Below are 25,903 nucleotides of genomic sequence, written 5' to 3' on the forward strand. Positions count from 1 at the left end.
GCCATGGACCGACTGATCTACACGGCGATGACGGGCGCGTCGCAGTCGCTCGACCAGCAGGCGATCGTCGCGAACAACCTCGCGAACGCGTCGACGACGGGCTTTCGCGCACAGCTCGCGACCTATCGCGCGGTGCCGATGAATTTCGGCGACGGCAGCAACATCGACCCGACGACGACGCGCACCTACGTGCTCGCGTCGACGCCCGGCGCGGATTACGCACCGGGCCCGATCACGCGCACCGGCAACCCGCTGGACGTCGCCGTGCAGGGCGCCGGCTGGCTGTCGGTGCAGGCCGCCGACGGCAGCGAGGCCTACACGCGTGCGGGCAACCTGCACGTCGATGAAAACGGCCAGCTCGTCAACGCGAGCAACCTGCCGGTGATCGGCAACGGCGGCCCGATCTCGGTGCCGCCGAACGCGGAAGTGACGATCGGCAAGGACGGCACGGTGTCGGCGCTGATGCCGGGCGATCCGCCGACGGCGGTCGCGATCGTCGACCAGATGAAGCTCGTGAACCCGGACCCCGCCACGCTCACGCGCGGCAACGACGGGCTGTTCCGCACCGCCGACGGCAATCCGGCCGACACCGACCCGAACGTGGTCGTCACGCCGAATTCGCTCGAAGGCAGCAACGTGAACCCGGTGACCGCGATGGTCGCGATGATCGACAACGCACGGGCGTTCCAGCTGCAGTCCAAGCTGATCCAGACGGCCGACCAGAACGAGCAGTCGGCGAACCAGCTGCTCAACTTCAGCTGAGCGGCACGGCCCTCGCTACCAGGAGAAGATTCAACATGAACCGATCGCTCTACATCGCCGCCACCGGCATGAATGCGCAGCAGGCGCAGATGGACGTGATCTCGAACAACCTCGCGAACACCAGCACCAACGGCTTCAAGGCGTCGCGCGCGGTGTTCGAGGATCTGCTGTACCAGACCATCCGCCAGCCGGGCGCGAACTCGACGCAGCAGACCGAACTGCCGTCGGGCCTGCAGCTCGGCACCGGCGTGCAGCAGGTCGCGACCGAGCGCCTGTACACGCAGGGCGGCCTCACGCAGACCGGCAACTCGAAGGACGTCGCGATCAACGGCGCGGGCTTCTTCCAGGTGCTGATGCCGGACGGCACGAACGCATACACGCGCGACGGCTCGTTCCAGACCAACGCGCAGGGCCAGCTCGTCACGTCGAGCGGCTACCAGATCCTGCCGGCGATCACCGTGCCGCAGAACGCGCAGTCGCTGACGATCGGCAAGGACGGCGTCGTGTCGGTCACGCAGCCGGGCTCGAGCAACGCGGTGCAGATCGGCTCGCTGCAGATCGCGACCTTCATCAACCCGGCCGGTCTCGAGGCGAAGGGCGAGAACCTGTTCGCCGAGACCACGTCGTCGGGCGCGCCGAACGTGTCGCAACCGGGCCTGAACGGCGCGGGCGTGCTCAACCAGGGCTATGTCGAGGCGTCGAACGTGAACGTCGTGCAGGAGCTCGTCAACATGATTCAGACGCAGCGCGCGTACGAGATCAACAGCAAGGCCGTGACGACGTCCGACCAGATGCTGCAGACCGTCACGCAGATGAAGAGCTAACCGGAAAGTCCCGTCGTCGCCATGAAGCAGGTTCGCCTCCTCCCGTCAGCCTCCGTCCGCGCCGCGTGCGCGGTCGCGGTGGCCGCGCTCGCCGGTTGCGCGCAGATTCCGCGCGACCCGATCATCCAGCAGCCGATGACGGCGCAGCCGCCGGCGCCGATGGCGATGCAGGCGCCCGGCTCGATCTACAACCCGGGCTACGCGGGCCGGCCGCTGTTCGAGGATCAGCGGCCGCGCAACGTCGGCGACATCCTGACGATCGTGATCGCGGAGAACATCAACGCGACCAAGTCGTCGGGCGCGAACACCAACCGCGCGGGCGACACCAGCTTCAACGTGCCGACGGCCGGCTTCCTCGGCGGGCTGTTCGCGAAGGCGAACCTGTCGGCGGCCGGCAACAACAAGTTCGCGGCGACCGGCGGCGCCAGCGCGGCGAACACGTTCAACGGCACGATCACGGTGACCGTCACCAACGTGCTGCCGAACGGCAATCTCGTCGTCAGCGGCGAGAAGCAGATGCTGATCAACCAGGGCAACGAGTTCGTGCGCTTCTCCGGGGTGGTCAACCCGAACACGATCTCGGGTGCGAACTCGGTCTACTCGACGCAGGTGGCCGACGCGCGGATCGAATACTCGGCGAAGGGCTACATCAACGAAGCCGAGACGATGGGCTGGCTGCAGCGCTTCTTCCTCAACATCGCACCGTGGTGACGACGATGCAGCAGCCTCTTTTCCACCGCTTCTCGTCGCGCGCGTCCCGTATGTCGCGCGTGCCCGCCGTCGCGCGGCTCGCCGCCGCGTTCGTGCTGGCCGCATGCGCGCTCGGCGCGGCGCCCGCGCACGCGGAGCGCCTGAAGGACCTCGCGCAGATCCAGGGCGTGCGCGACAACCCGCTGATCGGCTATGGCCTCGTCGTCGGTCTCGACGGCACGGGCGACCAGACGATGCAGACGCCGTTCACGACGCAGACGCTCGCGAACATGCTCGCGAACCTCGGCATCTCGATCAACAACGGCTCGGCGAACGGCGGCACGTCGTCGCTGAACAACATGCAGCTGAAGAACGTCGCGGCCGTGATGGTCACTGCGACGCTGCCGCCGTTCGCGCGGCCGGGCGAGGCGCTCGACGTGACGGTTTCGTCGCTCGGCAACGCGAAGAGCCTGCGCGGCGGCACGCTGCTGCTCACGCCGCTGAAGGGCGCCGACGGCCAGGTGTACGCGCTCGCGCAGGGCAACATGGCGGTCGGCGGCGCGGGGGCGAGCGCGAACGGCAGCCGCGTGCAGGTGAACCAGCTCGCGGCCGGCCGGATCGTCGGCGGCGCGATCGTCGAGCGCTCGGTGCCGAACGCGATCGCGCAGATGAACGGCGTGCTGCAGCTGCAGCTGAACGACATGGACTACGGCACCGCGCAGCGGATCGTGTCCGCGGTCAATTCGAGCTTCGGCCCGGGCACCGCGACGGCGCTCGACGGCCGCACGATCCAGCTCGCCGCGCCGGCGGATTCCGCGCAGCAGGTCGCGTTCATGGCGCGCCTGCAGAACCTCGACGTGAGCCCGGACAAGGCCGCCGCGAAGGTGATCCTGAACGCGCGCACCGGCTCGATCGTGATGAACCAGATGGTCACGCTGCAAAGCTGCGCGGTCGCGCACGGCAACCTGTCGGTGGTCGTCAACACGCAGCCCGTGGTGTCGCAGCCGGGGCCGTTCTCGAACGGGCAGACGGTGGTCGCGCAGCAATCGCAGATCCAGCTGAAGCAGGACAACGGCGCGCTGAAGATGGTGACGGCCGGCGCGAATCTCGCCGACGTCGTGAAGGCGCTGAACACGCTCGGCGCGACGCCGGCGGACCTGATGTCGATCCTGCAGGCGATGAAGGCGGCCGGCGCGCTGCGCGCCGATCTGGAGATCATCTAAATGGCAGCTACTCTCCCGAACGCGAACGACCTGACGCAGCGCTTCGCCCTCGACGTGCAGGGTTTCGACGCGCTGCGCGCGCAGGCGAAGCAGTCGCCGCAGGCCGGCGCGAAGGCGGTCGCGGGCCAGTTCGACGCGATGTTCACGCAGATGATGCTCAAGAGCATGCGCGACGCGTCGCCCGACGGCGGGCTGCTCGATTCGCACACGTCGAAGATGTACACGTCGATGCTCGACCAGCAGCTCGCGCAGCAGATGTCGAAGCGCGGGATCGGCGTGGCCGACGCGCTGATGAAGCAGCTGCTGCGCAACGCGGGGCAGGGCACGGGCGGCGACACGGCGGCCGACGCCGGCGCGGCCGGGCTCGGCGCGGTGGGCCTGGGTGCGGCCGGTTCGGGCACGTCGGGCAACGAAGGCAGCCTCGCCGCGATGAACGCGATGGCGCGGGCCTACGCGAACGCGGCGAACAACGGCGGCCTCGCCGGCGCGCGCGGCTACACGGCCGGCAGCGCGCTGACGCCGCCGCTGAAGGGCGCGAGCGGCGCGCAGGACGCCGACGCGTTCGTCGACCGGCTCGCCGCCCCGGCGCAGGCGGCGAGCGCGACCACCGGCATCCCGGCGCGCTTCATCGTGGGCCAGGCCGCGCTCGAATCGGGCTGGGGCAAGCGCGAGATCCGCGCGAGCGACGGCTCGACGAGCTACAACGTGTTCGGCATCAAGGCGAACAAGGGCTGGACGGGCCGCACGGTGTCGGCGCTGACGACCGAATACGTGAACGGCGCGCCGCGCCGCGTCGTCGCGAAGTTCCGCGCGTACGATTCGTACGAGCACGCGATGACCGATTATGCGAACCTGCTGAAGAACAACCCGCGCTACGCGGGCGTGCTGAGCGCGAGCCGCAGCGTCGAGGGCTTCGCGCACGGGCTGCAGAAGGCCGGCTACGCGACCGACCCGAACTACGCGAAGAAGCTGATCTCGATCATGCAGCAGATCGGCTGACGGGGCAGGGGCCGGAACGGCCCCGCCTGCCGGCCCATTCTTGCAGTCTTACGGACCGCGCCCGGCACCCCGCCGCGCGCGGTTTCAACGTTTGCGCGAAAAAAACCGCCAATTCGATCTAAACTTTCGGTGAGCACTGCCGCTAAGTGTGTGAGACCTGCAACCGGGCCATGTTCTGGCCCGGTTTTACTGCGCACCGGTCGCCCGGGCGCCCATGAAAAGAAAACCGGCTAGCCATGAATATCGAAACGTCGACCGATCCGAGCCTGGATGCGGGCCATTCCGGGCCCGACTATGCCCGCCGCAATCCGCTGGAGATCGGTGTGCAGCTGCGCAACCTCGTGAACCGCGGCGACTTCCTGACCGTCCAGTATCCGGGCGGCCAGCTCGTCACGCGCCTGCTCGAGGTCGACGTCGGCGCGCGCACGTTCACGTTCGACTGGGGCGCGCTGTCCGAGCAGAACGCCGGCATCCTCGGCGCGTCGCATTGCACGTTCGCGGCGGCGCCCGAAGGCGTGCGCGTCGAATTCACCACGAGCACGCCGCGCGAGACGCGCTACGAGGGGCTGCCCGCGTTCGTCGCCGATTTTCCCGACGTGCTGATGTGCATCCAGCGCCGCGAGTATTTCCGCGTCGATGCGCCGATCGTCGATCCGTTCCTGTGCCGCGGCAAGCTGCCGGACGGCGAGAGCTTCGTGTTCGAGGTGCATAACCTGTCGCTCGGCGGCGTCGGGCTGCGCACGGCCGACGAGCGCGTCGAGGCGCTCGAGGTCGGCACGCTGCTGCCGGAGGTCGAACTCGAGCTGACCGGCCACGGCAAGCTGTCGCTCGACCTGCGGCTCGTGTCGCAGCGTTCGACCCAGATGCCGAACGGTTCGCGGCGCTTCCAGCTCGGTTTTCGCTTCATGTCGCTGCCGGGCAGCGCGGAGAACACGCTGCAGCGCCTGATCACGCAGCTCGAGATGAAGCGCCGCTCGCTCGCGCGGGCCTGACATAATCCCTCTCGCGGCCCCGCCCGGGGCCGCTTTCGCACCGGCGCCGGCGGCGTTCGCCCGGCGGCTCGACACACGACGCGCACGCGCGCGTCGCACGCGTATTTTTCCCTCAATTTTTCCGATCCGCGGCCGTTATATCGGGAGTCACGCAACCCGGCGGCCGCAGCGCGGCCGGCTCATCAGGATCGCGCATGTCCAACACACTCATGAACCTCGGCGTCAGCGGCCTCAATGCCGCGCTCTGGGGCCTCACGACGACCGGTCAGAACATCAGCAACGCCGCCACGCCCGGCTATTCGGTCGAACGCCCGGTCTATGCCGAGGCGAGCGGCCAGTACACGTCGAGCGGCTACATGCCGCAGGGCGTGAACACCGTCACGGTGCAGCGGCAGTACAGCCAGTACCTGAGCGACCAGCTGAACAGCGCGCAGTCGCAGGGCGGCGCGCTGTCGACGTGGTATTCGCTCGTCGCGCAGCTGAACAATTACGTCGGCAGCCCGACGGCCGGGATCTCGACCGCGATCACCGGCTATTTCACCGGCTTGCAGAACGTGGCGAACAGCGCGGCCGATCCGTCGGTGCGGCAGACCGCGATCAGCAACGCGCAGATTCTCGCGAACCAGCTCAACGCGGCCGGCCAGCAGTACGACGCGCTGCGCCAGAGCGTGAATACGCAGCTCACCAGCACGGTGTCGCAGATCAACACGTACACCGCGCAGATCGCGAAGCTGAACCAGCAAATCTCGTCGGCAAGCAGCCAGGGGCAGCCGCCGAACCAGCTGATGGACCAGCGCGACCTCGCGGTGTCGAACCTGTCGAGCCTCGCAGGCGTGCAGGTGGTGCGCAACGACAGCGGCTACAGCGTGTTCCTCGCGGGCGGCCAGCCGCTCGTCCTCGCCGACAAGAGCTATCAGCTCGCGGCCGTCACGTCGCCGTCCGATCCGAGCGAGCTGACCGTCGTGTCGCAGGGCATCGCCGGCGCGAACCCGCCAGGCCCGAACCAGGCGCTGCCGGATGCGTCGCTGTCGGGCGGCACGCTCGGTGGCCTGCTCGCGTTCCGCAGCCAGACGCTCAACCCCGCGCAGGCGCAACTCGGCGCGGTCGCGGCCAGCTTCGCCGCGCAGGTCAACGGGCAGAACGCGCTCGGCATCGATCTGTCCGGCAAGCCGGGCGGCAACCTGTTCACGGTGGCGGCCCCGGCCGTCTATTCGAATCAGGGCAACACCGGCAACGCATCGCTGTCCGTCTCGTTCGCCAATGCGTCGCAGCCGACGACGAGCGACTACACGCTGTCATACGACGGCACGAACTACACGCTGACCGACCGCGCGAGCGGCGCGGTGGTCGACCAGAAGGCGGGGCCGATGCCGCTTTCGCTCGGCGGGCTGAACTTCTCGTTCTCGTCCGGCGCGATGAATGCCGGCGACCAGTTCACCGTGCTGCCGACGCGCGGCGCGCTGACGGGCTTCGGCCTCGCGACGACGAGCGGCTCGGCGATCGCGGCCGCGTCGCCGGCCATCACGTCTGCGTCGAGCACCAACATCGGCACCGGCAAGATCGCGCTGAGCGGGGTGAGCGCAGGCTACCAGGTGCCGTCGACCAAGCTGACCTACGACGCGGCGACGAAGTCGCTGTCGGGCTTCCCGGTCGGCACCACGGTGACGATCCCGGGCACGCCGCCGACGTCGGTGACGATCGCGAGTCCGACCGACCCCGTGCCGTACGACCCGTCGACCGGTGCGGCGATGACGATGTCCGGCGCGGCCGCCGGGGCGATGAACGGCGTGACCGTCACGCTGTCGGGCACGCCGTCGGACGGCGATTCGTTCACGATCGGACCGTACGCGGGCGGCACGAGCGACGGCAGCAACGCGCTCGCGCTGTCGAAGCTCGTCAACGCGAAGACGCTCGGCGGCGGCACGACGACGCTCACGGGCGCCTATGCGAACTACGTGAACAACATCGGCAACGCCGCGAGCCAGCTCAAGTCGTCGAGCACCGCACAGACGGCGCTGGTCGGCCAGATCACGTCCGCGCAGCAGTCGGTGTCGGGCGTGAACCAGAACGAGGAAGCCGCGAACCTGATGCAGTACCAGCAGCTCTACCAGGCGAACGCGAAAGTGATCCAGACGGCGTCTTCGCTGTTCCAGACCGTGCTGGGCCTGTTCAGCTGACCGGATTCGAGAGGATAGAAACGATGCGGATTTCCACGACCCAGTTCTACCAGCTGAACGTCGGCCAGATGAACGATCAGCAGGCCCAGCTCGCGCAGCTCTACCAGCAGATCTCGAGCGGCGTGAGCCTCACGACGCCGGCCGACAACCCGGTGGGCGCGGCGCAGGCCGTGCAGTTGTCGATGACGTCGGCCACGCTGTCGCAGTACGCGGCGAACCAGAGCACGGCACTCGCGTCGCTGCAGGCCGAGGACCAGACGCTGCAGAACGTCGGCACCGTGCTCGGCAGCGTCCAGTCGGTGATCGTGCGCGCCGGCGACGGTTCGCTCGCCGACAGCGACCGCGCGGCGCTCGCGACGCAGCTCGAGGGCTATCGCGACCAGTTGATGTCGCTCGCGAACGCGACGGACGGCGCGGGCAACTACCTGTTCGCCGGGTTCAAGAATGCGGCGGCGCCGTTCACGAAGAACGCGGCCGGCGGCATCAGCTACGTCGGCGATACGGGTACGCGCACGGTACAGATCGACGATTCGCGCAGCGTGCCGCAGGGCGACTCGGGCCTCGCGGTGTTCATGTCGGTGCAGGCGCTGGGCAGCTCGCCGGTCCAGGCGGCCGGCGCGAGCAACACCGGCACGGCCACCATCGGCAACGTCACGGTGACGGACCCGGCGGCCGCGACGAACGGCCATCAGTTCACGATCACCTTCGGCGGCACGGCGGCCGCGCCGACCTACACGGTGACCGACAATACGGCGTCGCCGCCGACGACCACGCCCGCGCAGGCCTACACGTCGGGCACCGCGATCGCGCTCGGCAGCGGGATGAAGGTGGCCGTGTCGGGCACGCCGGCGGTCAACGACACCTTTTCGGTCACGCCCGCGCCGCAGGCAAGCGGGGTCGACGTGTTCTCGACGCTCGATTCGATGATCACGGCGTTGAAGACGCCCGTCACCGGCAACCAGACGGCGAGCGCCGCGCTGTCGAACGCGATGGGCACGGCCGCGACGAAGATCAACAACACGATGCGCAACGTCACGACGGTGCTGGCGTCGGTCGGCGGCCGCGAGCAGGAAGTCAAGGCGATGCAGGTCGTCAACCAGACCGCGGCGCTGCAGACGACCAGCAACCTGTCGGACCTGACCAGCACCAACATGGTGACGACGATCAGCCAGTACCTGCAGGTGCAGAACGCGTTGAGCGGCGCGCAGAAGGCGTACGCGCAGCTGCAGAACATGTCGCTGTTCCAGTACATCAATCCGTGATCCCCGCGGCATCCGCCACGATGTGAGCGCCCGCTTACGTCGTGGCGGGCGCAGGCCGGCCGCCGTCGGCCTGCATCGACGCGATCGTGCCGTCCGGCACCCCGCCCGGCGGGCACGACCGCCGCGCCGCGCCACCGCCGCGCCGGCGGTTCGCGCTTGCCAGCCCCATTTCCGCTCCGTAAACTCGCGCCAGATTCCAGACCGGCGCACCGTCCGCAGCCGGCGTTCGACAGGAGCCCTTTTCCCCATGTCCGATTCCTACTTCCCGCGCTGGCGGGTGCAACCGACCGGCGCCGCCTCGCGCGTGGTCGGCCCCGACGAACGCCTCGCGTGGCCGCAGATGGTCGCGATGGGCGTGCAGCACGTCGTCGCGATGTTCGGCTCGACCGTGCTCGCGCCGCTGCTGATGGGCTTCGACCCGAACCTGTGCATCTTCATGTCGGGCATCGGCACGCTGCTGTTCTTCGTGCTGGTCGGCGGCCGCGTGCCGAGCTACCTCGGTTCGAGCTTCGCTTTCATCGGCCTCGTGATCGCGGTGACGGGCTACGGCGGCAGCGGCCCGAACCCGAACATCCCCGTCGCGCTCGGCGGGATCGTCGCGTGCGGCGTCGTGTACGTCGCGCTCGGCGCGCTGGTGCAGGCGATCGGCACGCGCTGGATCGAGACGCTGATGCCGCCCGTCGTCACCGGCGCGGTGGTCGCGGTGATCGGGCTGAACCTGGCGCCGATCGCGGTCAAGGGCGTGTCGGCATCGACCTTCGACTCGGTGATGGCGCTCGTCACGGTGCTGTGCGTCGGCGGCGTCGCGGTGTTCGCGCGCGGGATGATGCAGCGTCTGCTGATCCTCGTCGGGCTGGTGATCGCGTACGTGATCTACGCGATCGCGACCAACGGGATGGGCCTCGGCAAGCCGGTCGATTTCTCGATCGTCGCGCATGCCGCGTGGTTCGGGGTGCCGAGCTTCCGTGCGCCGGTCTTCGATCCGCACGCGATGCTGATGCTCGCGCCGATCGCTGTGATCCTGGTCGCGGAGAACCTCGGCCACATCAAGGCGGTGAGCGCGATGACGGGCACCAACCTCGACCGCTACGTCGGTCGCGCGTTCATCGGCGACGGGCTCGCGACGATCGTGTCGGGCAGCGTCGGCGGCACGGGCGTGACCACCTACGCGGAGAACATCGGCGTGATGGCCGTCACGCGGATCTATTCGACGCTGGTGTTCGCGATCGCCGCGCTGATCGCGATCGGGCTGGGCTTCTCGCCGAAGTTCGGCGCGGTGATCCAGACGATTCCGGGCCCGGTGCTCGGCGGCGTGTCGATCGTCGTGTTCGGGCTGATCGCGGTGACGGGCGCGCGGATCTGGGTCGTCAACAAGGTCGACTTCTCCGACAACCGCAACCTGATCGTCGCGGCCGTCACGCTGGTGCTCGGCGCCGGCGACTTCTCGCTGAAGTTCGGCGGCTTCGGGCTCGGCGGGATCGGCACGGCGACGTTCGGCGCGATCATCCTGTACGCGATCCTGCGCAAGGAAAAGGAACCGGGCCCGGTGGTCTGACCTTGGCAGCGGGCGGTGCAATGCCGCCCGCCGGCACGTCGTTACGCGCCGATATTCGACTGCGCCTGCAGCCACGCGCAGAACTGCGCGACGAGCGCATCGCCGGCCGGCGCGCCCGGCGCGATCCACCAGTAGCTGCGCGTCGCGATGCGCGGCCCGGGCAGCGGCATCACGAGGCGGCCGCTCGCGAGCTCGTCGTCGATCAGCGGCAGCGGGCCGAGCGCGACGCCCAGCCCGTCGACGGCCGCCTGCAGCGCCAGGTAGAAGTGATCGAACGACTGGCGCTTGCGCCCCTTCATCGTCACGCCGGCCGCCGCGAACCAGTCGCGCCAGCCTTCCGGCCGCGTATCCGAATGCAGCAGCACGTGCCGCGCGAGATCGTCCGCTCGGGCGATCGGCGCGCGCTTGAGCAGCGCGGGGCTGCAAACCGGAATCACGCTTTCGTCGAGGAAGTGGCCGCTCGTGCAGTTCGGCCAGGGGCCGGGGCCGCGGCGGATCGCGACGTCGAAACCGTCGAGCATGTCGAGCGGCGCATTCGACGTGGACAGCTTCAGCTCGACGTTCGGCACGTCGCGCTGGAACCGCGACAGGCGCGGCAGCAGCCATTTCATCGCGAAGGTCGGCAGCGCATTGATGCGCAGCACGCGCGCGGCACCGGTGTTGCGCAGCTGCTCGGTGGCGAGCGCGATGCTGTCGAACGCGGCACGGACGGTATCCAGATAGCGGCGGCCTTCGTCGGTGAGCTTCACGCGCTTGCCGTAGCGGTGGAACACCGGCTTGCCGAGCCACGCCTCGAACCCGGCGATCTGCCGGCTGATGGCACCGTGAGTCACATGCAGCTCGTCGCCGGCGGCGCTGAAGCTTTCGTGTCGTGCCGCTGCTTCAAAGGCCCGAAGCGCGGAAAAGGGCGGGAGGTCGCGTGCCATGCTTGTGATTCTAGATCACAAGGGCGCGTCGATAAAATCGTTTTGCCGGGGTGCGGAACGGCGGTAATCTCGGGACACCGTTTGATGAGGACCCCCATGCAATCCGTTTCTCCGCCGCCCGCCGCGTCGCCGCGCCGGATCGGCCTCGCCGAGCTGTTCACCGGCTTCCTGTCGCTCGGCCTGATGTCGTTCGGCGGCGCGCTGCCATTCGCGCGGCGCACGATCGTCGAGGAGCGCAAATGGCTCACCGCCGACGAATTCACCGATCTGCTCGGGCTGTGCCAGTTCCTGCCGGGCGGCAACGTGATCAACCTGTCGGTCGCCGTCGGCATGCGCTTTCGCGGCGTCGCGGGCGCGTTCGCCGGCATTCTCGGGCTGATCGCGGGCCCGACGCTCGTGGTCGTCGCGCTCGGCGTGCTGTATGCGAAGACGCAGGGCGATCCGCGCGTGCAGCACCTGTTCGGCGGGCTCGCCGCCGCGGCCGCGGGCCTGCTCGTCGCGATGGCCGTGAAGGTCGTGAAACCGCTGCTGCACGCGCCGCGCACCGCGGCCGGCATCGCGGCGCTCGCGTTCGTCGCGATCGCGGTGCTGCGCATTCCGCTCCTGACCACGATGCTGGTGCTGACGCCCCTGAGCATCTGGCTCGCGTCGCGGCGCCGCGATGCGCCAGCACCGCAGCACGCCGCCGCGCGCGACGGAGGCCGGTCATGAACGACACGCTGATCGCGATCGCGACGATCTTCAGCCAGCTTTCGCTGCTCGCATTCGGCGGCGGCAACACGATCCTGCCGGAGATGCAGCGGGAGGTCGTCGACGTGCACCACTGGATGAGCGCGCACGAATTCACCGCGCTGTTCGCGCTCGCGCAGGCCGCGCCGGGGCCGAACATGATGATCGTGTCGCTGGTCGGCTGGCACGTGGCCGGCTGGGCCGGGCTGCTGGTCGCGTCGATCGCGAAGTTCGGGCCGTCGTCGCTCGTCACGGTGCTGGCGCTGCACGCGTGGGAGCGCTTTCGCGACCGGCCGTGGCGCCGCTACGTGCAGCAGGGGCTGATGCCGGTCACGGCCGGGCTCGTCGCGGCCAGCGCGGTGCTGATCTCGGAAGCGTCGAACCGCACCGCGATCCAGTGGGGCATCACCGCCGCATGCGCGGTGCTCGCGTGGCGCACGCGCATCCATCCGCTATGGCTGCTCGCGGCCGGTGCGCTGATCGGGCTCACCGGCATCGGCCAGTGAGCGAAGGACAAGCCGTCTCCCGTCCCGCATACTGGCGCGAATATTCACGGGAGGATCGATGGATCTCGACGGCGCCAGCCGCAATCTCACTGTCGCCGCGTTGCTCACGCTGTCCGGCGGCTACCTCGACGCGTACACGTACGTCGGTCACGGCCACGTGTTCGCGAACACGATGACCGGCAACGTCGCGCTGCTCGGTATCAATCTGTCGGCCGGCGAATGGGCGGCCGCGCTGCATCACGTGCCGCCGCTCGGCGGCTTCGTGGTCGCGGTATTCGTCGCGCACCTGCTCGGTCTCGCCGCGCGGCGCGGCTGGATGCGCCACACCGCGTTCGCGAGCCTGATCGTCGAGATCGCGTTTCTCGGCATTGCCGCGAGCGGGCTCGTCGGCGCGTCGAGCGCGTGGCTGATTCCCGGCATCTCGTTCGTTGCGACGCTGCAGACGCTGTCGTTCACCCATCTCGAGGAACTGTCGTACACGTCGGTGATGACGACCGGCAACCTGCGGCGCGCCGCGCAGAAGCTGTTCGTCGGGCTGATTCCGCGCTACGACGCGGGCGCGCTGCACGACTCGGCGCTGCTTGCGACGATCAGCTTCTGCTTCCTGGCCGGCGCGGTGGTCGGCGGCTTCGCGACGCGGCTCGTGCCGGACGTCGCGCTGTGGGGCGCGGTGCTGCTGCTGGCGGGCGCGTTCGCGGAGATCGTGCGGCGGGCGCGGCGGGCGGGCGGCGGGAGCGATCGTGGCGATGCGGCGGCCGGCAACGGCAGCAGCGGCGCCAACCCCGACGGCGGGACGTCGCAGCCTGCCTGACGTGTGCAGGGCCGCCACCATGCGGCCTGCCGATGCGCCGCGTGACCGAATCACCGGTGCATCGCGTCACCGGCCTGCGACACGACCCGAACGCCAGCCGGCTGCCCCGGCCGATCCTTACGGCATCCGCCCTCGTTTCGCCATCGCCGCACCCCGCGTCCGTCACGCGTGCGGCAAGCCTGGTGCGGGACCGTTGTTGTTCCAGGGCGACAATCGCGCGTTACCGCGCATTTCAATTTCTTTCAGGGCGCGCACTGGTCTTATGATTCAGCCCACATCGCGCGCGCCATGAACGTGCGCGATCGCCACCCGGCTGCGCACGCGGCCGGCCATGAATGGAGACACCTACAAATAGGAAAGCTCATGAAGCAGACCACCCGACTCGCAGCCATCGCAGGGGGCGCGGCACTGGCCTTCGCCAGCCAGTACGCAGCAGCACAAAGCTCGGTCACGCTCTGGGGCGTCGCCGACGTCAGCGTCCGCTACCTGACCAACGCAAACGCCAAGAACGACGGCCTGCTGTCGATGACCAACGGCGCGATCACCAACAGCCGCTTCGGCATCTACGGCACAGAAGACCTCGGCGGCGGCCTGAAGGCACTGTTCAAGCTCGAAAGCGGCGTGAACCTGCAGAACGGCGCATTCGCCGACAGCGGCCGCCTGTTCAACCGCGCGGCATACGTCGGCCTGGACAGCCCGTACGGCACGGTGACCCTCGGCCGCCAGAAGACGCCGCTGTTCGACCTGCTGTCGGACACCTACGATCCGCTGACGGTCGGCAACTACTTCGAAAATGCATGGCTGCCGGTCGCACTCGGCGGCGGCCTGTATGCGGACAACCAGATCAAGTACACGGGCACGTTCGCGGGCCTGACCGCGAAGGCGATGTACTCGACGGGCACGAACTACGAATCGACCGGCGCGGGCGGCTTCTCGGGCCAGATCCCGGGTTCGCTCGGCAAGGGCAATGCATGGGGCGTGTCGCTGTCGTACGTGATGGGCCCGCTCAGCATCGCGGCCGGCGCGCAGCAGAACAGCGACAACTCCGCACGCAAGCAGACGATCTACCACGCGAACGTCGTGTACGCGTTCAGCAAGGCGAAGGTCTATGCGGGCTACCTGCGCTCGAAGGACGACACCGGTTTCGTCGACAGCCTGCTCGCGCAGCAGTCGATTCCGGTCGCGAAGGGCACGGGCCGGATCGACGACGGTCCGTTCGCCGGCGTGAGCTGGCAGGTCAGCACGCCGCTGACGCTGACCGGCGCGTTCTACTACGACCACATGCGCAACGCGATGACCACGAACGGCACGCTCGCGAGCGGCAACCGCTACGCGATCGTCGGCATCGCCGAATACGCGCTCAGCAAGCGCACGGAAGTCTACGGCACCATCGACTTCAACAAGACGAACGGCGCGGCGAACGTCGAGCTGCCGGGTCGCAGCAACCAGACCGGCATCGCGATCGGCCTGCGCAATATCTTCTGACGAAAATCGGAACGCACGCGCCGGCTCACGCTCGGCGCGCATCGAAGAGGCTCCCGCGGGAGCCTCTTTTTTTTCGTCACGCGACCTTCATGCACGCGGACGACCATTCAGCGATTGCTCCATCGGGCGCGGCCTGCCCGTAAGGATTCCGTCGGCATTCCAGAACATACTTTGACAGTGCGCGCGAAGCGATTCCGCTACGCTGCGTGCAGGGTCCGCCGTGTGCCGCGACGCACGCGCGGGCGTCGTTCCGGCGCGCGTTTCGCGTGCGGCCGGCCTGGTGCGTAACTTGTGTATCCGGTGATGACAAACACGGTCTGCCGGTTTTTTTTCGTGGGACGATGCGCTCACGATTTTCTTGAAAGGGGATGACGATGGGTATCCTGAACACCGTGGGTGAAATCGCTGGCGCCGTGGCAGCCGTCGAGGCGGCCGAGAAGGTCGATCCGGATGCGGGCCTGCTGACCAAGGCGGCGGCGGCCGTCGCCGGCTTCAAGGGCGCCGAGGCGATCGAAGGCATGCTCGAGAAGAAGGAAGAGCAGCCGCAGCAGGCAGACGATACGCAGGCGACGGACGGCAGCGACACGTCGCAGGCCTGAGCATGGCGGCCGGTCCCGCCGCGGGTGCGCCGTTCGCGCGCCCGGACGGACCGGTGCCGCGCGGCCGGCAGGCCGGGCATGTGGTCGATCGGTGACGCATGGCACACCCGGCAGCTGGTTTGACCGGCGAGAGGCGACGTCTCTCGCCGTTTTTTATATGGCGCGCGTCGTCCTGCGCCGCCACGTTCCGCACGAATTCCCGAATCTTGCTATCGTGCCGTCATCCGAACTGCGATGAGGGCTTGCGATGGATTTCGACTACGACCTGTTCGTCATCGGGGCCGGCTCCGGCGGCGTGAGGCTCGCCCGGATGTCGGCGTCATACGGCGCGCGCGTCGGCATAGCGGAAGAAGAGCAGATCGGCGGCACCTGCGTGCTGCGCGGCTGCATTCCGAAGAAGCTGCTCGTCTACGCATCGCATTATCCGCACGAGCTCGAGGACGCGAAGGGCTTCGGCTGGACCTTCGGCGCCGGCACGCTCGACTGGCCCGCGCTGATCGCCGCGAAGGATCGCGAGATCAACCGGCTCAGCGACATCTACATCAACTTGCTGAGGCAATCCGGCGTCGCGATGCACGCGGGGCGCGCGACCCTCGTCGACGCGCATACGGTCGCGATCGGCGATCGCACGATCCGCGCGCGCCACATCGCGATCGCGACCGGCTCGCGCCCGTCGCTGCCGCCGCGGCCCGGCATCGAGCATGCGATCACGTCGCGCGAGGCGCTGTCGCTCGCGACGCTGCCCGCACGCATCGCGGTGGTCGGCGGCGGCTATATCGCGGTCGAGTTCGCGGGCATCTTCAACGGCGTCGGCAGCCAGGTCGATCTCTTCTATCGCGGCGAGAAGATCCTGCGCGGCTTCGACGACGACGTGCGTCAATTCCTGACCGACGAAATGACCAAGCAAGGCGTCGCGATCCATGCGCGCGCCGTGGTCGAATCGATCGCGCGCGCGGACGACGGCACGCTCTCCGTGCGTGTCGGCGACGCACAGCACGGCCCGTACGACGCGGTGCTCTATGCGACCGGCCGCGTGCCGAACGTCGACGGGCTCGGGCTCGAACGGGCGGGCGTCATGCTCGACGCGCGCGGCGCGATCGCCGTCGATGCGTATTCGGCGACGTCGGTGCCGTCGATCCATGCGATCGGCGACGTCACGTCGCGGCCGCAGCTCACCCCGGTGGCGACCCGCGACGGCGGGCTGCTCGCGCGGACGCTGTTCGGCGGCGCGCGCGTCGCGGTCGATCACGATTATGTGCCGTCGGCCGTGTTCAGCCAGCCCGAGATCGCGACGGTCGGCCTGACCGAGGCCGATGCGCGTCGCCTGCACGACGAGATCGACATCTACCGCACGTCGTTCAAGGCGCTGCGCCACACGCTGTCCGGCCGCGACGAGCGTACGCTGATGAAGCTCGTGGTCGCGCGCGACAGCCAGCGCGTGATCGGTGCGCACATGGTCGGCCGCGACGCGGGCGAGATCATCCAGGGCATCGCGATCGCGATCCGCGCGGGCGCGACGAAGGCGCAGTTCGACGACACGATCGGCATTCACCCGACCGCGGCCGAGGAATTCGTGACGATGCGGCAGAAGGTGGCCGACTGACCGCAACCGGCGCGCCGGCTCGCGGGCCGGCGCGGGCGCCCCGCGTGCTCCGCCGGCGTGCGACGCGCCACGGATCCGCGACGATCCGTAAAGAACGTCAATTCTTCTCAAGAAATCCCGTCTCGATAATCAGGCTTGGTATCATCGGCCAAAATCATATTCGGGGCCGATCATGCGCGATCAACAGCGCAGTAGACAGAATCACGGGGTAGCCGGCGCAAGCGGGGTGGTCGATCCATGCGCCGCGCGTCCGCATCTTGCCGCAGCACGTCCGTTGCGCGCACCTTCCCTTCGCATGCCGCCATCTCCATCTTCATCTTCATCGCCACCCGGGCGATGAAGTCGCGCACGCCGATGCGTGCCCCAACCGTTTCGATCACCGCATCGACCGCCGGCCCGTCAACGAGCCGGCACGCCCGTTCCGGGCAATCTTTTCACGCAAGGAGACCAGCAGTGAACATTCAGACACGACGCACCGTTCTCGTGGCGGCGGCGCTCGTCGCGGCGCTGTCCGGCTGCGCGACCGAATCGTCGCGCACGCTCGACGTGCCGGCCGTGAGCAGCGCGCAGAAGCCGTATGCGGGCAAGCCCGTCGCGATCGCGGTCGGCAAGTTCGACAACCGCTCGAGCTACATGCGCGGCATCTTCTCGGACGGCATCGACCGCCTCGGCGGACAGGCGAAGACGATCCTCGTCACGCGCCTGCAGCAGAGCCGCCGCTTCAACGTGCTCGATCGCGAGAACCTCGACGAGATCAAGCAGGAAGCCGGTTTCATGAAGAAGGCGCAGGCCGTGAAGGGCGCGAACTACGTCGTGACCGGCGACGTGACCGAGTTCGGCCGCAAGGACGTCGGCGATCACCAGCTGTTCGGCATCCTCGGCCGCGGCAAGACGCAGGTCGCGTATGCGAAGGTCAACCTGAACATCGTCGACACGACGACGTCGGAAGTCGTCGCGTCGAGCCAGGGCGCGGGCGAGTTCAGCCTGTCGAACCGGGAAGTGATCGGCTTCGGCGGCACGGCCGGTTACGACTCGACGCTCAACGGCAAGGTGCTGGACCTTGCGATCCAGGAAGCCGTGAATCATCTCGTCGACCAGGTCGACGCCGGCACGCTGAAGGCGCCGCAATAAGCGTCCCAGCCATTGCAGCAGCGCGCGCCGGGGCCGGCGCCGCGCTGGACCGATCGACAACGACATCAAAAGAGAACAGACCATGAAACGGGGTAACTGGCTGCCGGCAACGGCCGCCGCCTTGCTGCTCGCAGGCTGCGCGAGCTCCACGCCGCCGCTTTATCAGTGGAACGGCTATCAGCCGCAGGTGTACGAATACTTCAAGGGGCAGAAGTCGCCGCAGGAGCAGATCGACGCGCTCGAAAAGGCGCTGCAGGAGATTCGCGCGAAGGGCAAGATGCCGCCGCCGGGCTTCCATGCGCATCTGGGGATGCTGTACGCGAGCGTCGGCAACGAGCAGCAGGCCGAGCAGGAACTGCAGGCCGAGAAGCAGTCGTTCCCGGAATCGTCGACCTTCATGGATTTTCTGATGAAGAAAAAGACCGACGCGTCGAAGGCAGCGGTTCAGAAGCCGGCCGCCCAGGCGATCGCCGGCCAGAAGGATACCGCCTCGACCACCGCCAAACCGTAACGCGCCCGCCATGTTCAAGACACTCTCATTCAAGCTGATGTCCGTGCTGTCGATCGTCGCGCTGCTGAGCGCGTGCGCGCAGCCGGTGAAACGACCCGACTACACGGCGTTCAAGAAGAGCCAGCCGCGCTCGATCCTCGTCCTGCCGCCCATCAACGAAACGTCCGACGTGGCGGCGACCTACGGGATGCTGTCGCAGATGACGCTGCCGCTCGCCGAATCCGGCTACTACGTGGTGCCGGTCGCCGTGATGGACGAGACGTTCAAGCAGAACGGCCTGACCAACGCGGCCGAGATCCAGCAGACGCCGCCCGCGAAGCTGCGCGAGATCTTCGGTGCGGATGCCGCGCTGTATTCGAAGGTGTCGCAGTACGGCACCGTCTACCGGATCCTTGCGAGCGCAACGGTCGTGTCGGCCTCGGCGAAGCTCGTCGACCTGCGTACCGGCGACGTGCTGTGGCAGGGCCGGGCGAGCGCGAGCAGCGACGAAGGCGGCAACAACGGCGGCGGCGGCCTGATCGGCATGCTGGTGGTGGCGGCGGTCAAGCAGATCGCGAACACGCTGATGGACCAGAGCCATGACGTCGCCGCGTTCACCAGCACGCGGCTGCTGTCGGCCGGTCCGCCCAACGGGCTGCTGTACGGTCCGCATTCGCCGAAGTTCGGAACGGACTGACCGGCGCATGTCGTACGCGGCGCGCGGGCGCGGTATGTGCCCGACGCACCGATGTCATGCGATTCGATTGCACGGCCGCGCATGTTGCGCGGCCGTTTTTCGTTTCGCTCCGATGCGGCCCGCTCAATGCATGCCGAACGCGTCGAGCAGCCGGTACCAGCTCATCGCGAGCACCAGCGCCGGCGTGCGCAGCGCCGCGCCGCCGGGGAAGTCGCGATGCCGGATCTTGCCGAACAGGTCGAAGCGGCTCGCCTGGCCGTCGATCGCCTCGGCGATCAGCTTGCCCGCGAGCGCGGTCGTGTTCACGCCGTGCCCCGAAAAGCCCTGCGCGAAATACATCGTCGGCGCGACGCGCCCGAAGTGCGGCGCGCGGTTCATCGTGATGTCGACGAAGCCGCCCCATGCGTAGTCGACCTTGACGTCCGCGAGTTGCGGGAACGTCTTCAGCATGTCCGCGCGCATCGCCGCCGCGAGATCGCGCGGCTCCCGGGTCGAATAGCTGACCTTGCCGCCCCACACGAGCCGCGTGTCGGGCGCCGGCCGGAAATAGTCGAGCACGAAGCGGCTGTCGCAGATCGCCGCGCGCGCGGGCATCAGCGCGGCGGCGCGCGCTTCGCCGAGCGGCTCGGTGGCGATCACGTAGGTGCCGACCGGCATGATCTTCTTCGACAGCGCGGGCGCGAGCGTGCCGACGTACGTATTGCACGCGAGCACGACGAAGCGCGCGCGCACCTGCCCCTGGCCGGTTTCGACGAGGTGGCCGCCCGACACGTCGCGCACGCGCGTCACGCAACTGTCCTCGTGGATCCGCACGCCGGCGTCGGTGGCCGCACGCGCGAGCCCGAGCGTGTAGTTCAGCGGATGCAGGTGGCCGCTGTCGGGGTCGTACAGGCCGCCGCGATAGCGCGCCGACTGCACGTAGTCGCCGAGCTCGTCCGCTTCGACGAAATGGAAGCGGTCGTAGCCGAAGCGTTTCGCGGCCTCGTCGCGCCAGCGCTTCAGCGCATCGGCGTCGCGCTCGGTGTTCGCGGCGGTCAGGTAGCCGGGCATGAGCGCGCAGTCGATGTCGTGCCGCGCGATGCGCGACTTCACGAGCGACAGCGTTTCGAGCCCCATGTCCCAGATCCGCTTCACGTCGCCTTCCGGCATGAAGTTGCCGAACGTGTCGATGCCGCATGCGAAGCCGCCGATCAGCTGGCCGCCGTTGCGCCCGCTCGCCGCCCATCCGACCCGCGACGCTTCGAGCACGGTCACCGAATGGCCGCGCTCGGCGAGGTTGAGCGCGGCGGACAAACCGGTGAGGCCCGCGCCGATCACGCACACGTCGGCGTCGGTCGCGCCGGCGAGCGGTGCATGGCGGGTCGTATCGTTGGCGGTCGCCGCGTAATACGACGCGACGTGCGGCTGGTTGGCGAATGTCTGCATGATCAGGAAAGCGAATGAAGGGGACTCAGAACAGCTCGCGCACGCGGTGATACAGCATCCCGAGTTCGAGCGCGGGCTGCCGCCACGCGTCGCCGCCGGGAAAGCGCCGGTGGCGCAGCTGCGCGAACAGGTCGAACGCGCGGGTGTCGCCCGCGATCGCGCCGGCGATCGCGCGTCCGGCGATGCCGGTCAGCGCGACGCCGTGCCCGCTGAAGCCCTGGACGTAGAAGAAGTTCGGATCGAGCGCGCCGAAGTCCGGCGCGCGGTTGCGCGTGACGTCGACGAAGCCGCCCCACGCGTGGTCGACGCGCACGTCGGCGAGCTGCGGAAACACGCCGACCATGCGCCGACGGATCGTTTCGGCGAGCGTATCGGGCGACGCGCCCGCGGAGTTCGCGCGGCCGCCGAACAGCATGCGATGGTCGGCGGACAGCCGGAAATAGTCGAGGAAGAAGTTGTTGTCGCACACGGCTTCGCGCTGCGCGATCAGCGCGTCGGCGCGCGCGCGGCCGAGCGGCTCGGTCGCGATGATGTACGACGCGATCGGCGCGATGCGCGCGGCGGTGGCGGCCGGCAGGATGCCGCCGGGGCCCGCGTTGCAGCACGACACGACGAAGCGGCAGCGCACTTCGCCCGACGGCGTGCGCACGACCGGCCGCGCGCCGCGCACGACGTCGAGGGCGGGCGTGTGCGCATGGAGCGCGACGCCTTCGCGGCGCGCGGCGTCGGCGAGACCGAGGCAATACTTGAGCGGATGCAGGTGGCCCGACAGCGGATCGTAGACGCCAGCCAGATAGCGGGACGATGCGATGCGCGCACGGATCGCACCGGTGTCGAGCCATGACAGCGACGGATGGCCCCAGCGCGACGTCGCGGCATCCATCCACGCGCGCAGGTCCGCGATGCGGCGCGGTTTCGTCGCGACCGTCAGGTAGCCGCGCGTGAAGTCGCAGTCGATGCCGTGGCGCGCGATGCGTTCGGCGATCAGCGCGACGCCGTCGAGCGACAGCGACCACGCGGCACGCGCGCCGGCGGCGCCGAGCTGCCGCTCGATCACCTCGTCTTTCGCGAAGCCCGTGATCGCCTGGCCGCCGTTGCGGCCGGACGCGCCCCAGCCGGGCCGGTGCGCATCGATCACGGCGACCGACAGCCCGCGCGCGCGGCAATCGAGCGCCGTCGACAAGCCCGCGAAGCCCGCGCCGATCACGCACACGTCGACGTCGATCGCGTCTTCCAACACGGGATCGTCGACCGCGGGGCGCGCGGCGGTCGCTTCGTAGTACGAGTCGCGCGCGAGCGCGTCGGCGCGGGCGGTGAAAGACTGCGTCATCAAACCGACTCCCTCGAGGACGGCCGGCGCCGGTGCGCGACGCACCGCGATCCGGCCGGGTGAAACGATGCGGGACGCCATGCACGCGGCACGGCGTCCCGCGTGGCCCGCATCAGAACGAATAGATGAACTGCGTCGCGAGCAGGTCGTTGGACTTGCCGTACGAACCGTCGTTGCGCAGGAACACCTTGTTGTTCGCCCAGTCGTGCCGGTATTCGACCTTCACGGTGATCTGCTGGGTCGGGTAGAACAGCAGGTCGAGCGCGACGTCCTGGCGCACCGCGCCCTTGCACTCGAAGCCCAGGCCGCCGCCGGCCTTCGACATCGCGAGGCAGTCCGCGTCGACGCCGAAGCCGTTGTTCGGATCCATCCCGTTGCCGTTCAGCGCGATGCCGCCACCGCCGCCGCCGTTCTTCGTGTTGGCGAGCAGGTCGTAGCGCAGCGTCACGCCCATGCGGCCGACCACCGGCGCGTTGAACTTGCGGTGCGCGAGCAGCGACAGACCGTACCACTGCGCGAGCCCGCCGTTGAACGCCGCATGCTGCTGCCGGCCGTAGTCGATTTCGGCGTTGTACTGAACATCGGCGAGCGTGTAGGTCGCGTCGAGTTCGCCGAAGAAGAACGAACCATAGGCGCTCGGCGCCGCGCCGCCCGGGCCGTAGTGCACGACGCCCTGATCGTCGATCGCGCTCGCCAGCGTCTGCCGCCCGATGTTGAACGATCCACCGATATCGAGCGCGCTCGACCACGTGTAGTCCGCGCGCGCGGTGAAGGTCGGCACCTTGTTGCTCGTGCTGATCGGGTCGCCGAGCGCATTGGTGCCCGTCTGCGTGACCGAGCCGTACGTGCGGTACTGCTCATTGCCGAGGAAGAACTTCCACGCCCAGTTGCCCTTCGTGTAGTTCGCGCCGACGCCGACGTAGCTGCCCGGATCCGAGAAATCGTACAGCAGGTTGTGCGTGAGCGTGAGCATCTGGTTCGACTGCTGCACCTCGTAGCCGCCGAAGCTCGGGATCAAACCGGCGACGAGCGTCGTCGACGCGGTGATCGGCACGTTGACGACCGCCGTGTTCAGCAGGTTGTCGGTGATCGAGCCGCGCGAGTTCTGCAGCAGCGTGATGCCGTTGCCGCGGTTCGGCATCAGCGTGATCTCCGCCGACGGCGCCATCGGGCCGACGCCGAAGGTCTTCTTGATGTCGAGGTAGAGATCGCCGAACGTGCTGTTGAAGTAGTTGTACGCGTTCTCGTGGTTCGCGAACAGGAACGACGACGTGCCGGCCGCGCGGTTGTAGATGTAGGTCGGGTCGATGTAGCCGGTGACCGACAGGCCCGCGAGCGGCCCGGTGTTGGCCGCGTCCGTCAGCGAGTCGACCTTCAGTTGCTGGTTCGCGATCTGCTGCTTCATTTCGCTGACTTCGTCGTTGGTCAGCGTGGCTTGAGCCTTGCCGTAGTCCGGCGAGGACGGATCGGCGGCCACCATCGCCGGCTTGGCGGAGGCCGTCGCGCCGGCCTGCGCGACAGATGCGCCGCCCGGCTTCGCGGCGAGCTGCGCCTGCATGGCCTTCATCTGTTTCTGCAGCGCGGCGACCTGTGCCTGCAGTGCCTTGATTTCGGCGGAGGTCGAGTCGGCCAGCGCGATGCCCGGCAACGCGCCGGCCACCAGCAGGCAGATCAGTTTCTTCTTCATTGCGGATTCTCCTTGTCGTGGGCCTGTCAATGTGTGATCGGTTCGCGCGCCGCATCGTGCGGCGCGCGGGTCTTGTTATCGATGGAAAGGGAAGAGGGAAGTCAGGCCGCCGCGAACGCCGCCTTCAAGTCGGCCACCCGGCGCCGCTCGCGCGCGATCATCATCTGGTTCACGACGATCACGCCGATCGTCACCGCCGTGATGAACAGCGTCGCCAATGCGTTCATTTCGGGGTTCAGCCCGAGCCGCACGCGCGAGAACACCACCAGCGGCAGCGTCGTCGAGCCCGGCCCCGACAGAAACGCCGACAGCACCAGATCGTCGATCGACAGCGTGAACGACAACAGCCAGCCCGACAGCAGCGCCTGCGAGATCAGCGGCAGCGTCACCACGAAGAACACCTTCAGCGGCGTCGCGCCCAGGTCGAGCGCGGCTTCCTCCAGCGACTTGTTCATCTCCTTGACGCGCGACTGCACGATGATCGCCACGTACGACACGCAGAGCATCACGTGGCCGATCCAGATCGTCACCATCCCGCGACCCTTCGGCCAGCCGAACATCTGCTCCAGCGCCACGAACAGCAGCAGCAGCGAGATCCCCTGGATCACCTCCGGAATCACCAGCGGCGCGTTGATCATCCCCGTGTACAGCGTGAAGCCCTTGAAGCGGCCGAAGCGCGCGAGCACGAAGCCCGCCCACGTGCCGATCACGACCGACGCGGTGGCCGTCAACAGGCCGATCTTCAGCGACAGCCACGCGGCCGTGAGCAGCTCGTCGTCCTGCCACAGCGCCGCGTACCACTTCAGCGAGAAGCCCGACCACACCGTCACCAGCTTCGACTCGTTGAACGAGTACACGACCAGGCTGATGATCGGGATGTACAGGAACAGGAAGCCGAAGGCGAGAACGCCCGTCGACAGCGGTTTGCTCGGCTTGATCATTTCGCTTCCTCCAGTTCCTTGACCTGGTAGTACTGGAACAGCGCCATCGGCACCAGCAACAGCAGCACCATCGCGACCGTCACCGCGGACGCCATCGGCCAGTCCATGTTGTTGAAGAACTCGTCCCACATCACGCGGCCGATCATCAACGTGTCGGCGCCGCCGAGCAGCTCCGGAATCACGTACTCGCCGACCGCCGGAATGAACACCAGCAGGCTGCCGGCGATGATCCCGTTCTTCGACAGCGGCAGCGTGATGCGCGTGAACGCGACCCACGGCTTGGCGCCCAGGTCGTACGCGGCCTCGAGCAGCGTGAGATCCATCTTCACGAGGTGCGCATACAGCGGCATCACCATGAACGGCAGGTACGAATAGACCATCCCGATGTAGACGCCCGCATCGCTGTGGTAGAGGCGCAGCGGCGTGTGGATGATGCCCAGTGCGATCAGCGTGTGATTCAGGAGGCCGTCATCCTTCAGGATGCCGATCCATGCGTACACGCGAATCAGGAACGACGTCCAGAACGGCAGCATCACGGCCATCATCAGCACGTTGCGCCGGCCCGGTTCCGAGCGCGCGATGTAGTACGCCATCGGGTAACCGATCAGCAGACACAGCACCGTCGACACGGCGGCCATCTTCAGCGAGCTGAGGTAGGTCGCGATGTACAGGTCGTCCTGCAGCAGGAACGCGTAGTGCGACAGCTGCAGCGCGAAGTGCACGACGCCGTCCTTGATCTCGACCAGCGACGTGTACGGCGGGATGCCCATCACCTGGTCGGCGAAGCTGATCTTGAACACCAGCACGAACGGCAGCGCAAAGAAGATCGTGAGCCACAGGAACGGCACGCCGATCGCGATGCCGCGGCCCGACGGCAGGAAGCGCGACAGCGCGGCGAAGCGGCCGCGGCGTTTGGCGGCATGTGTGGCAGCGGTGGCGCCGGGCTGGACCGGCGCGGACGGCGTGGAAGCGGAAGTTCTCATCATGTCGCCCTCACTGCGTCAGCACGACGCCGCTGGCCGGCGACCACGACACGAACACGTCGTCGTTCCACGCCGG

25 protein-coding genes are annotated in these 25,903 nt (G+C 68.2%); 18 read left to right on the forward strand and 7 right to left on the reverse strand.

The annotated features are described in order from the left end of the window. The first annotated feature begins 3 nt into the window (after nt 1-3). The 9 genes from flgF (at nt 4) to WS45_RS30610 (ending at nt 10,484) form a co-directional block, all read left to right on the forward strand. Nucleotides 4-762, forward strand: a complete 759-nt coding sequence (gene flgF / locus WS45_RS30570; RefSeq protein ID WP_059691964.1) for a flagellar basal-body rod protein FlgF — start codon at nt 4-6, stop codon at nt 760-762. Nucleotides 763-797: 35 nt separating this feature from the next. After that, nucleotides 798-1,586: a flagellar basal-body rod protein FlgG gene (flgG, locus tag WS45_RS30575; RefSeq protein ID WP_014895799.1), complete on the forward strand. Its 789-nt coding sequence runs from the start codon at nt 798-800 to the stop codon at nt 1,584-1,586. A 21-nt stretch (nt 1,587-1,607) separates the two neighbouring features. Continuing rightward, nucleotides 1,608-2,297, forward strand: coding sequence for a flagellar basal body L-ring protein FlgH (gene flgH, locus WS45_RS30580; protein WP_059535093.1), 690 nt, complete (start codon nt 1,608-1,610; stop codon nt 2,295-2,297). Between the two features lie 5 nt (nt 2,298-2,302). Then, nucleotides 2,303-3,499, forward strand: coding sequence for a flagellar basal body P-ring protein FlgI (locus WS45_RS30585; RefSeq protein ID WP_059703220.1), 1,197 nt, complete (start codon nt 2,303-2,305; stop codon nt 3,497-3,499). After that, nucleotides 3,500-4,498: a flagellar assembly peptidoglycan hydrolase FlgJ gene (flgJ, locus tag WS45_RS30590; RefSeq protein WP_059535095.1), complete on the forward strand. Its 999-nt coding sequence runs from the start codon at nt 3,500-3,502 to the stop codon at nt 4,496-4,498. It begins immediately after the preceding gene. Between the two features lie 236 nt (nt 4,499-4,734). Further along, entirely contained in the window at nt 4,735-5,490 is a 756-nt protein-coding gene (locus WS45_RS30595) for a flagellar brake protein (RefSeq protein WP_059535097.1), read from the forward strand. A 194-nt stretch (nt 5,491-5,684) separates the two neighbouring features. After that, nucleotides 5,685-7,667, forward strand: coding sequence for a flagellar hook-associated protein FlgK (flgK, locus tag WS45_RS30600; protein WP_059703200.1), 1,983 nt, complete (start codon nt 5,685-5,687; stop codon nt 7,665-7,667). Between the two features lie 23 nt (nt 7,668-7,690). Beyond that, a complete protein-coding gene (flgL, locus tag WS45_RS30605) occupies nt 7,691-8,929 on the forward strand; it encodes a flagellar hook-associated protein FlgL (protein ID WP_059703202.1) in 1,239 nt (412 codons plus the stop codon). A 247-nt stretch (nt 8,930-9,176) separates the two neighbouring features. Next, nucleotides 9,177-10,484, forward strand: coding sequence for a solute carrier family 23 protein (locus WS45_RS30610; protein WP_059691967.1), 1,308 nt, complete (start codon nt 9,177-9,179; stop codon nt 10,482-10,484). Between the two features lie 41 nt (nt 10,485-10,525). On the opposite strand, the gene WS45_RS30615 is transcribed toward WS45_RS30610, so the two are convergent. Further along, complete coding sequence (locus tag WS45_RS30615) at nt 10,526-11,410, reverse strand: transcriptional regulator GcvA (protein WP_059535104.1); 885 nt, start codon at nt 11,408-11,410, stop codon at nt 10,526-10,528. Nucleotides 11,411-11,506: 96 nt separating this feature from the next. On the opposite strand from WS45_RS30615, the gene WS45_RS30620 reads away from it, so the two are divergent. The 6 genes from WS45_RS30620 to gor all read left to right on the forward strand — a co-directional run bounded on the left by WS45_RS30620 (nt 11,507) and on the right by gor (nt 17,143). Continuing rightward, the gene (locus tag WS45_RS30620) at nt 11,507-12,121 is read left to right on the forward strand and encodes a chromate transporter (protein WP_059703204.1); all 615 of its coding nucleotides are present in this window, start codon (nt 11,507-11,509) and stop codon (nt 12,119-12,121) included. Next, nucleotides 12,118-12,645, forward strand: a complete 528-nt coding sequence (locus tag WS45_RS30625; protein WP_059703206.1) for a chromate transporter — start codon at nt 12,118-12,120, stop codon at nt 12,643-12,645. The genes WS45_RS30620 and WS45_RS30625 overlap by 4 nt, the downstream gene beginning before the upstream one ends. A gap of 58 nt (nt 12,646-12,703) precedes the next feature. Beyond that, on the forward strand, nt 12,704-13,456 hold the full coding sequence (locus WS45_RS30630; protein ID WP_059535108.1) for a YoaK family protein: 753 nt from the start codon (nt 12,704-12,706) through the stop codon (nt 13,454-13,456). 363 nt (nt 13,457-13,819) lie between these two features. Further along, a complete protein-coding gene (locus WS45_RS30635; protein WP_059535109.1) occupies nt 13,820-14,941 on the forward strand; it encodes a porin in 1,122 nt (373 codons plus the stop codon). A gap of 374 nt (nt 14,942-15,315) precedes the next feature. Continuing rightward, the gene (locus WS45_RS30640; RefSeq protein WP_014895816.1) at nt 15,316-15,540 is read left to right on the forward strand and encodes a hypothetical protein; all 225 of its coding nucleotides are present in this window, start codon (nt 15,316-15,318) and stop codon (nt 15,538-15,540) included. Between the two features lie 247 nt (nt 15,541-15,787). Next, a complete protein-coding gene (gene gor, locus WS45_RS30645) occupies nt 15,788-17,143 on the forward strand; it encodes a glutathione-disulfide reductase (protein WP_059535112.1) in 1,356 nt (451 codons plus the stop codon). Nucleotides 17,144-17,313: 170 nt separating this feature from the next. Here the strand turns inward: gor and WS45_RS30650 are convergent, their stop codons facing one another. Continuing rightward, nucleotides 17,314-17,523, reverse strand: coding sequence for a hypothetical protein (locus WS45_RS30650; RefSeq protein WP_156437349.1), 210 nt, complete (start codon nt 17,521-17,523; stop codon nt 17,314-17,316). A gap of 79 nt (nt 17,524-17,602) precedes the next feature. Here WS45_RS30650 and WS45_RS30655 point away from each other — a divergent pair, with 79 nt between their 5' ends. The 3 genes from WS45_RS30655 to WS45_RS30665 all read left to right on the forward strand — a co-directional run bounded on the left by WS45_RS30655 (nt 17,603) and on the right by WS45_RS30665 (nt 19,461). Then, entirely contained in the window at nt 17,603-18,274 is a 672-nt protein-coding gene (locus WS45_RS30655; RefSeq protein WP_185500359.1) for a CsgG/HfaB family protein, read from the forward strand. An 82-nt stretch (nt 18,275-18,356) separates the two neighbouring features. Next, nucleotides 18,357-18,785 (forward strand): DUF4810 domain-containing protein, encoded by a 429-nt coding sequence (locus WS45_RS30660; RefSeq protein WP_059535114.1) that lies wholly within the window; start codon nt 18,357-18,359, stop codon nt 18,783-18,785. A 10-nt stretch (nt 18,786-18,795) separates the two neighbouring features. After that, nucleotides 18,796-19,461 (forward strand): DUF799 domain-containing protein, encoded by a 666-nt coding sequence (locus WS45_RS30665; protein WP_059535116.1) that lies wholly within the window; start codon nt 18,796-18,798, stop codon nt 19,459-19,461. 123 nt (nt 19,462-19,584) lie between these two features. On the opposite strand, the gene WS45_RS30670 is transcribed toward WS45_RS30665, so the two are convergent. From WS45_RS30670 to WS45_RS30690, 5 genes are all read right to left on the reverse strand, one after another. Next, entirely contained in the window at nt 19,585-20,886 is a 1,302-nt protein-coding gene (locus tag WS45_RS30670; RefSeq protein ID WP_059691972.1) for an NAD(P)/FAD-dependent oxidoreductase, read from the reverse strand. A gap of 25 nt (nt 20,887-20,911) precedes the next feature. Beyond that, the gene (locus WS45_RS30675; protein WP_059703222.1) at nt 20,912-22,216 is read right to left on the reverse strand and encodes an NAD(P)/FAD-dependent oxidoreductase; all 1,305 of its coding nucleotides are present in this window, start codon (nt 22,214-22,216) and stop codon (nt 20,912-20,914) included. Nucleotides 22,217-22,328: 112 nt separating this feature from the next. Further along, entirely contained in the window at nt 22,329-23,903 is a 1,575-nt protein-coding gene (locus WS45_RS30680) for a DUF3138 family protein (protein WP_059703210.1), read from the reverse strand. A gap of 101 nt (nt 23,904-24,004) precedes the next feature. Continuing rightward, nucleotides 24,005-24,844: an ABC transporter permease subunit gene (locus tag WS45_RS30685; RefSeq protein ID WP_059535122.1), complete on the reverse strand. Its 840-nt coding sequence runs from the start codon at nt 24,842-24,844 to the stop codon at nt 24,005-24,007. After that, complete coding sequence (locus WS45_RS30690) at nt 24,841-25,827, reverse strand: ABC transporter permease subunit (protein ID WP_059691981.1); 987 nt, start codon at nt 25,825-25,827, stop codon at nt 24,841-24,843. The genes WS45_RS30685 and WS45_RS30690 overlap by 4 nt, the downstream gene beginning before the upstream one ends. Nucleotides 25,828-25,903 lie beyond the last annotated feature (76 nt).

The organism is Burkholderia sp. RF2-non_BP3, assembly GCF_001522185.1.
GTDB classification, from domain to species: Bacteria; Pseudomonadota; Gammaproteobacteria; order Burkholderiales; family Burkholderiaceae; genus Burkholderia; species Burkholderia diffusa.

Bases quoted from the DNA above. Each gene is read 5' to 3' on its own strand.
- WS45_RS30685 (WP_059535122.1), bottom strand. From the start codon at position 24,844: ATGATCAAGCCGAGCAAACCGCTGTCGACGGGCGTTCTCGCCTTCGGC.
- WS45_RS30630 (WP_059535108.1), top strand. From the start codon at position 12,704: ATGGATCTCGACGGCGCCAGCCGCAATCTCACTGTCGCCGCGTTGCTC.
- WS45_RS30620 (WP_059703204.1), top strand. From the start codon at position 11,507: ATGCAATCCGTTTCTCCGCCGCCCGCCGCGTCGCCGCGCCGGATCGGC.
- WS45_RS30595 (WP_059535097.1), top strand. From the start codon at position 4,735: ATGAATATCGAAACGTCGACCGATCCGAGCCTGGATGCGGGCCATTCC.
- WS45_RS30660 (WP_059535114.1), top strand. From the start codon at position 18,357: ATGAAACGGGGTAACTGGCTGCCGGCAACGGCCGCCGCCTTGCTGCTC.
- flgH (WP_059535093.1), top strand. From the start codon at position 1,608: ATGAAGCAGGTTCGCCTCCTCCCGTCAGCCTCCGTCCGCGCCGCGTGC.
- WS45_RS30640 (WP_014895816.1), top strand. From the start codon at position 15,316: ATGGGTATCCTGAACACCGTGGGTGAAATCGCTGGCGCCGTGGCAGCC.
- gor (WP_059535112.1), top strand. From the start codon at position 15,788: ATGGATTTCGACTACGACCTGTTCGTCATCGGGGCCGGCTCCGGCGGC.
- flgK (WP_059703200.1), top strand. From the start codon at position 5,685: ATGTCCAACACACTCATGAACCTCGGCGTCAGCGGCCTCAATGCCGCG.
- WS45_RS30675 (WP_059703222.1), bottom strand. From the start codon at position 22,216: ATGACGCAGTCTTTCACCGCCCGCGCCGACGCGCTCGCGCGCGACTCG.
- flgG (WP_014895799.1), top strand. From the start codon at position 798: ATGAACCGATCGCTCTACATCGCCGCCACCGGCATGAATGCGCAGCAG.
- WS45_RS30680 (WP_059703210.1), bottom strand. From the start codon at position 23,903: ATGAAGAAGAAACTGATCTGCCTGCTGGTGGCCGGCGCGTTGCCGGGC.
- WS45_RS30665 (WP_059535116.1), top strand. From the start codon at position 18,796: ATGTTCAAGACACTCTCATTCAAGCTGATGTCCGTGCTGTCGATCGTC.
- flgF (WP_059691964.1), top strand. From the start codon at position 4: ATGGACCGACTGATCTACACGGCGATGACGGGCGCGTCGCAGTCGCTC.
- WS45_RS30625 (WP_059703206.1), top strand. From the start codon at position 12,118: ATGAACGACACGCTGATCGCGATCGCGACGATCTTCAGCCAGCTTTCG.
- WS45_RS30615 (WP_059535104.1), bottom strand. From the start codon at position 11,410: ATGGCACGCGACCTCCCGCCCTTTTCCGCGCTTCGGGCCTTTGAAGCA.
- flgJ (WP_059535095.1), top strand. From the start codon at position 3,500: ATGGCAGCTACTCTCCCGAACGCGAACGACCTGACGCAGCGCTTCGCC.
- WS45_RS30610 (WP_059691967.1), top strand. From the start codon at position 9,177: ATGTCCGATTCCTACTTCCCGCGCTGGCGGGTGCAACCGACCGGCGCC.
- WS45_RS30585 (WP_059703220.1), top strand. From the start codon at position 2,303: ATGCAGCAGCCTCTTTTCCACCGCTTCTCGTCGCGCGCGTCCCGTATG.
- flgL (WP_059703202.1), top strand. From the start codon at position 7,691: ATGCGGATTTCCACGACCCAGTTCTACCAGCTGAACGTCGGCCAGATG.
- WS45_RS30635 (WP_059535109.1), top strand. From the start codon at position 13,820: ATGAAGCAGACCACCCGACTCGCAGCCATCGCAGGGGGCGCGGCACTG.
- WS45_RS30670 (WP_059691972.1), bottom strand. From the start codon at position 20,886: ATGCAGACATTCGCCAACCAGCCGCACGTCGCGTCGTATTACGCGGCG.
- WS45_RS30690 (WP_059691981.1), bottom strand. From the start codon at position 25,827: ATGAGAACTTCCGCTTCCACGCCGTCCGCGCCGGTCCAGCCCGGCGCC.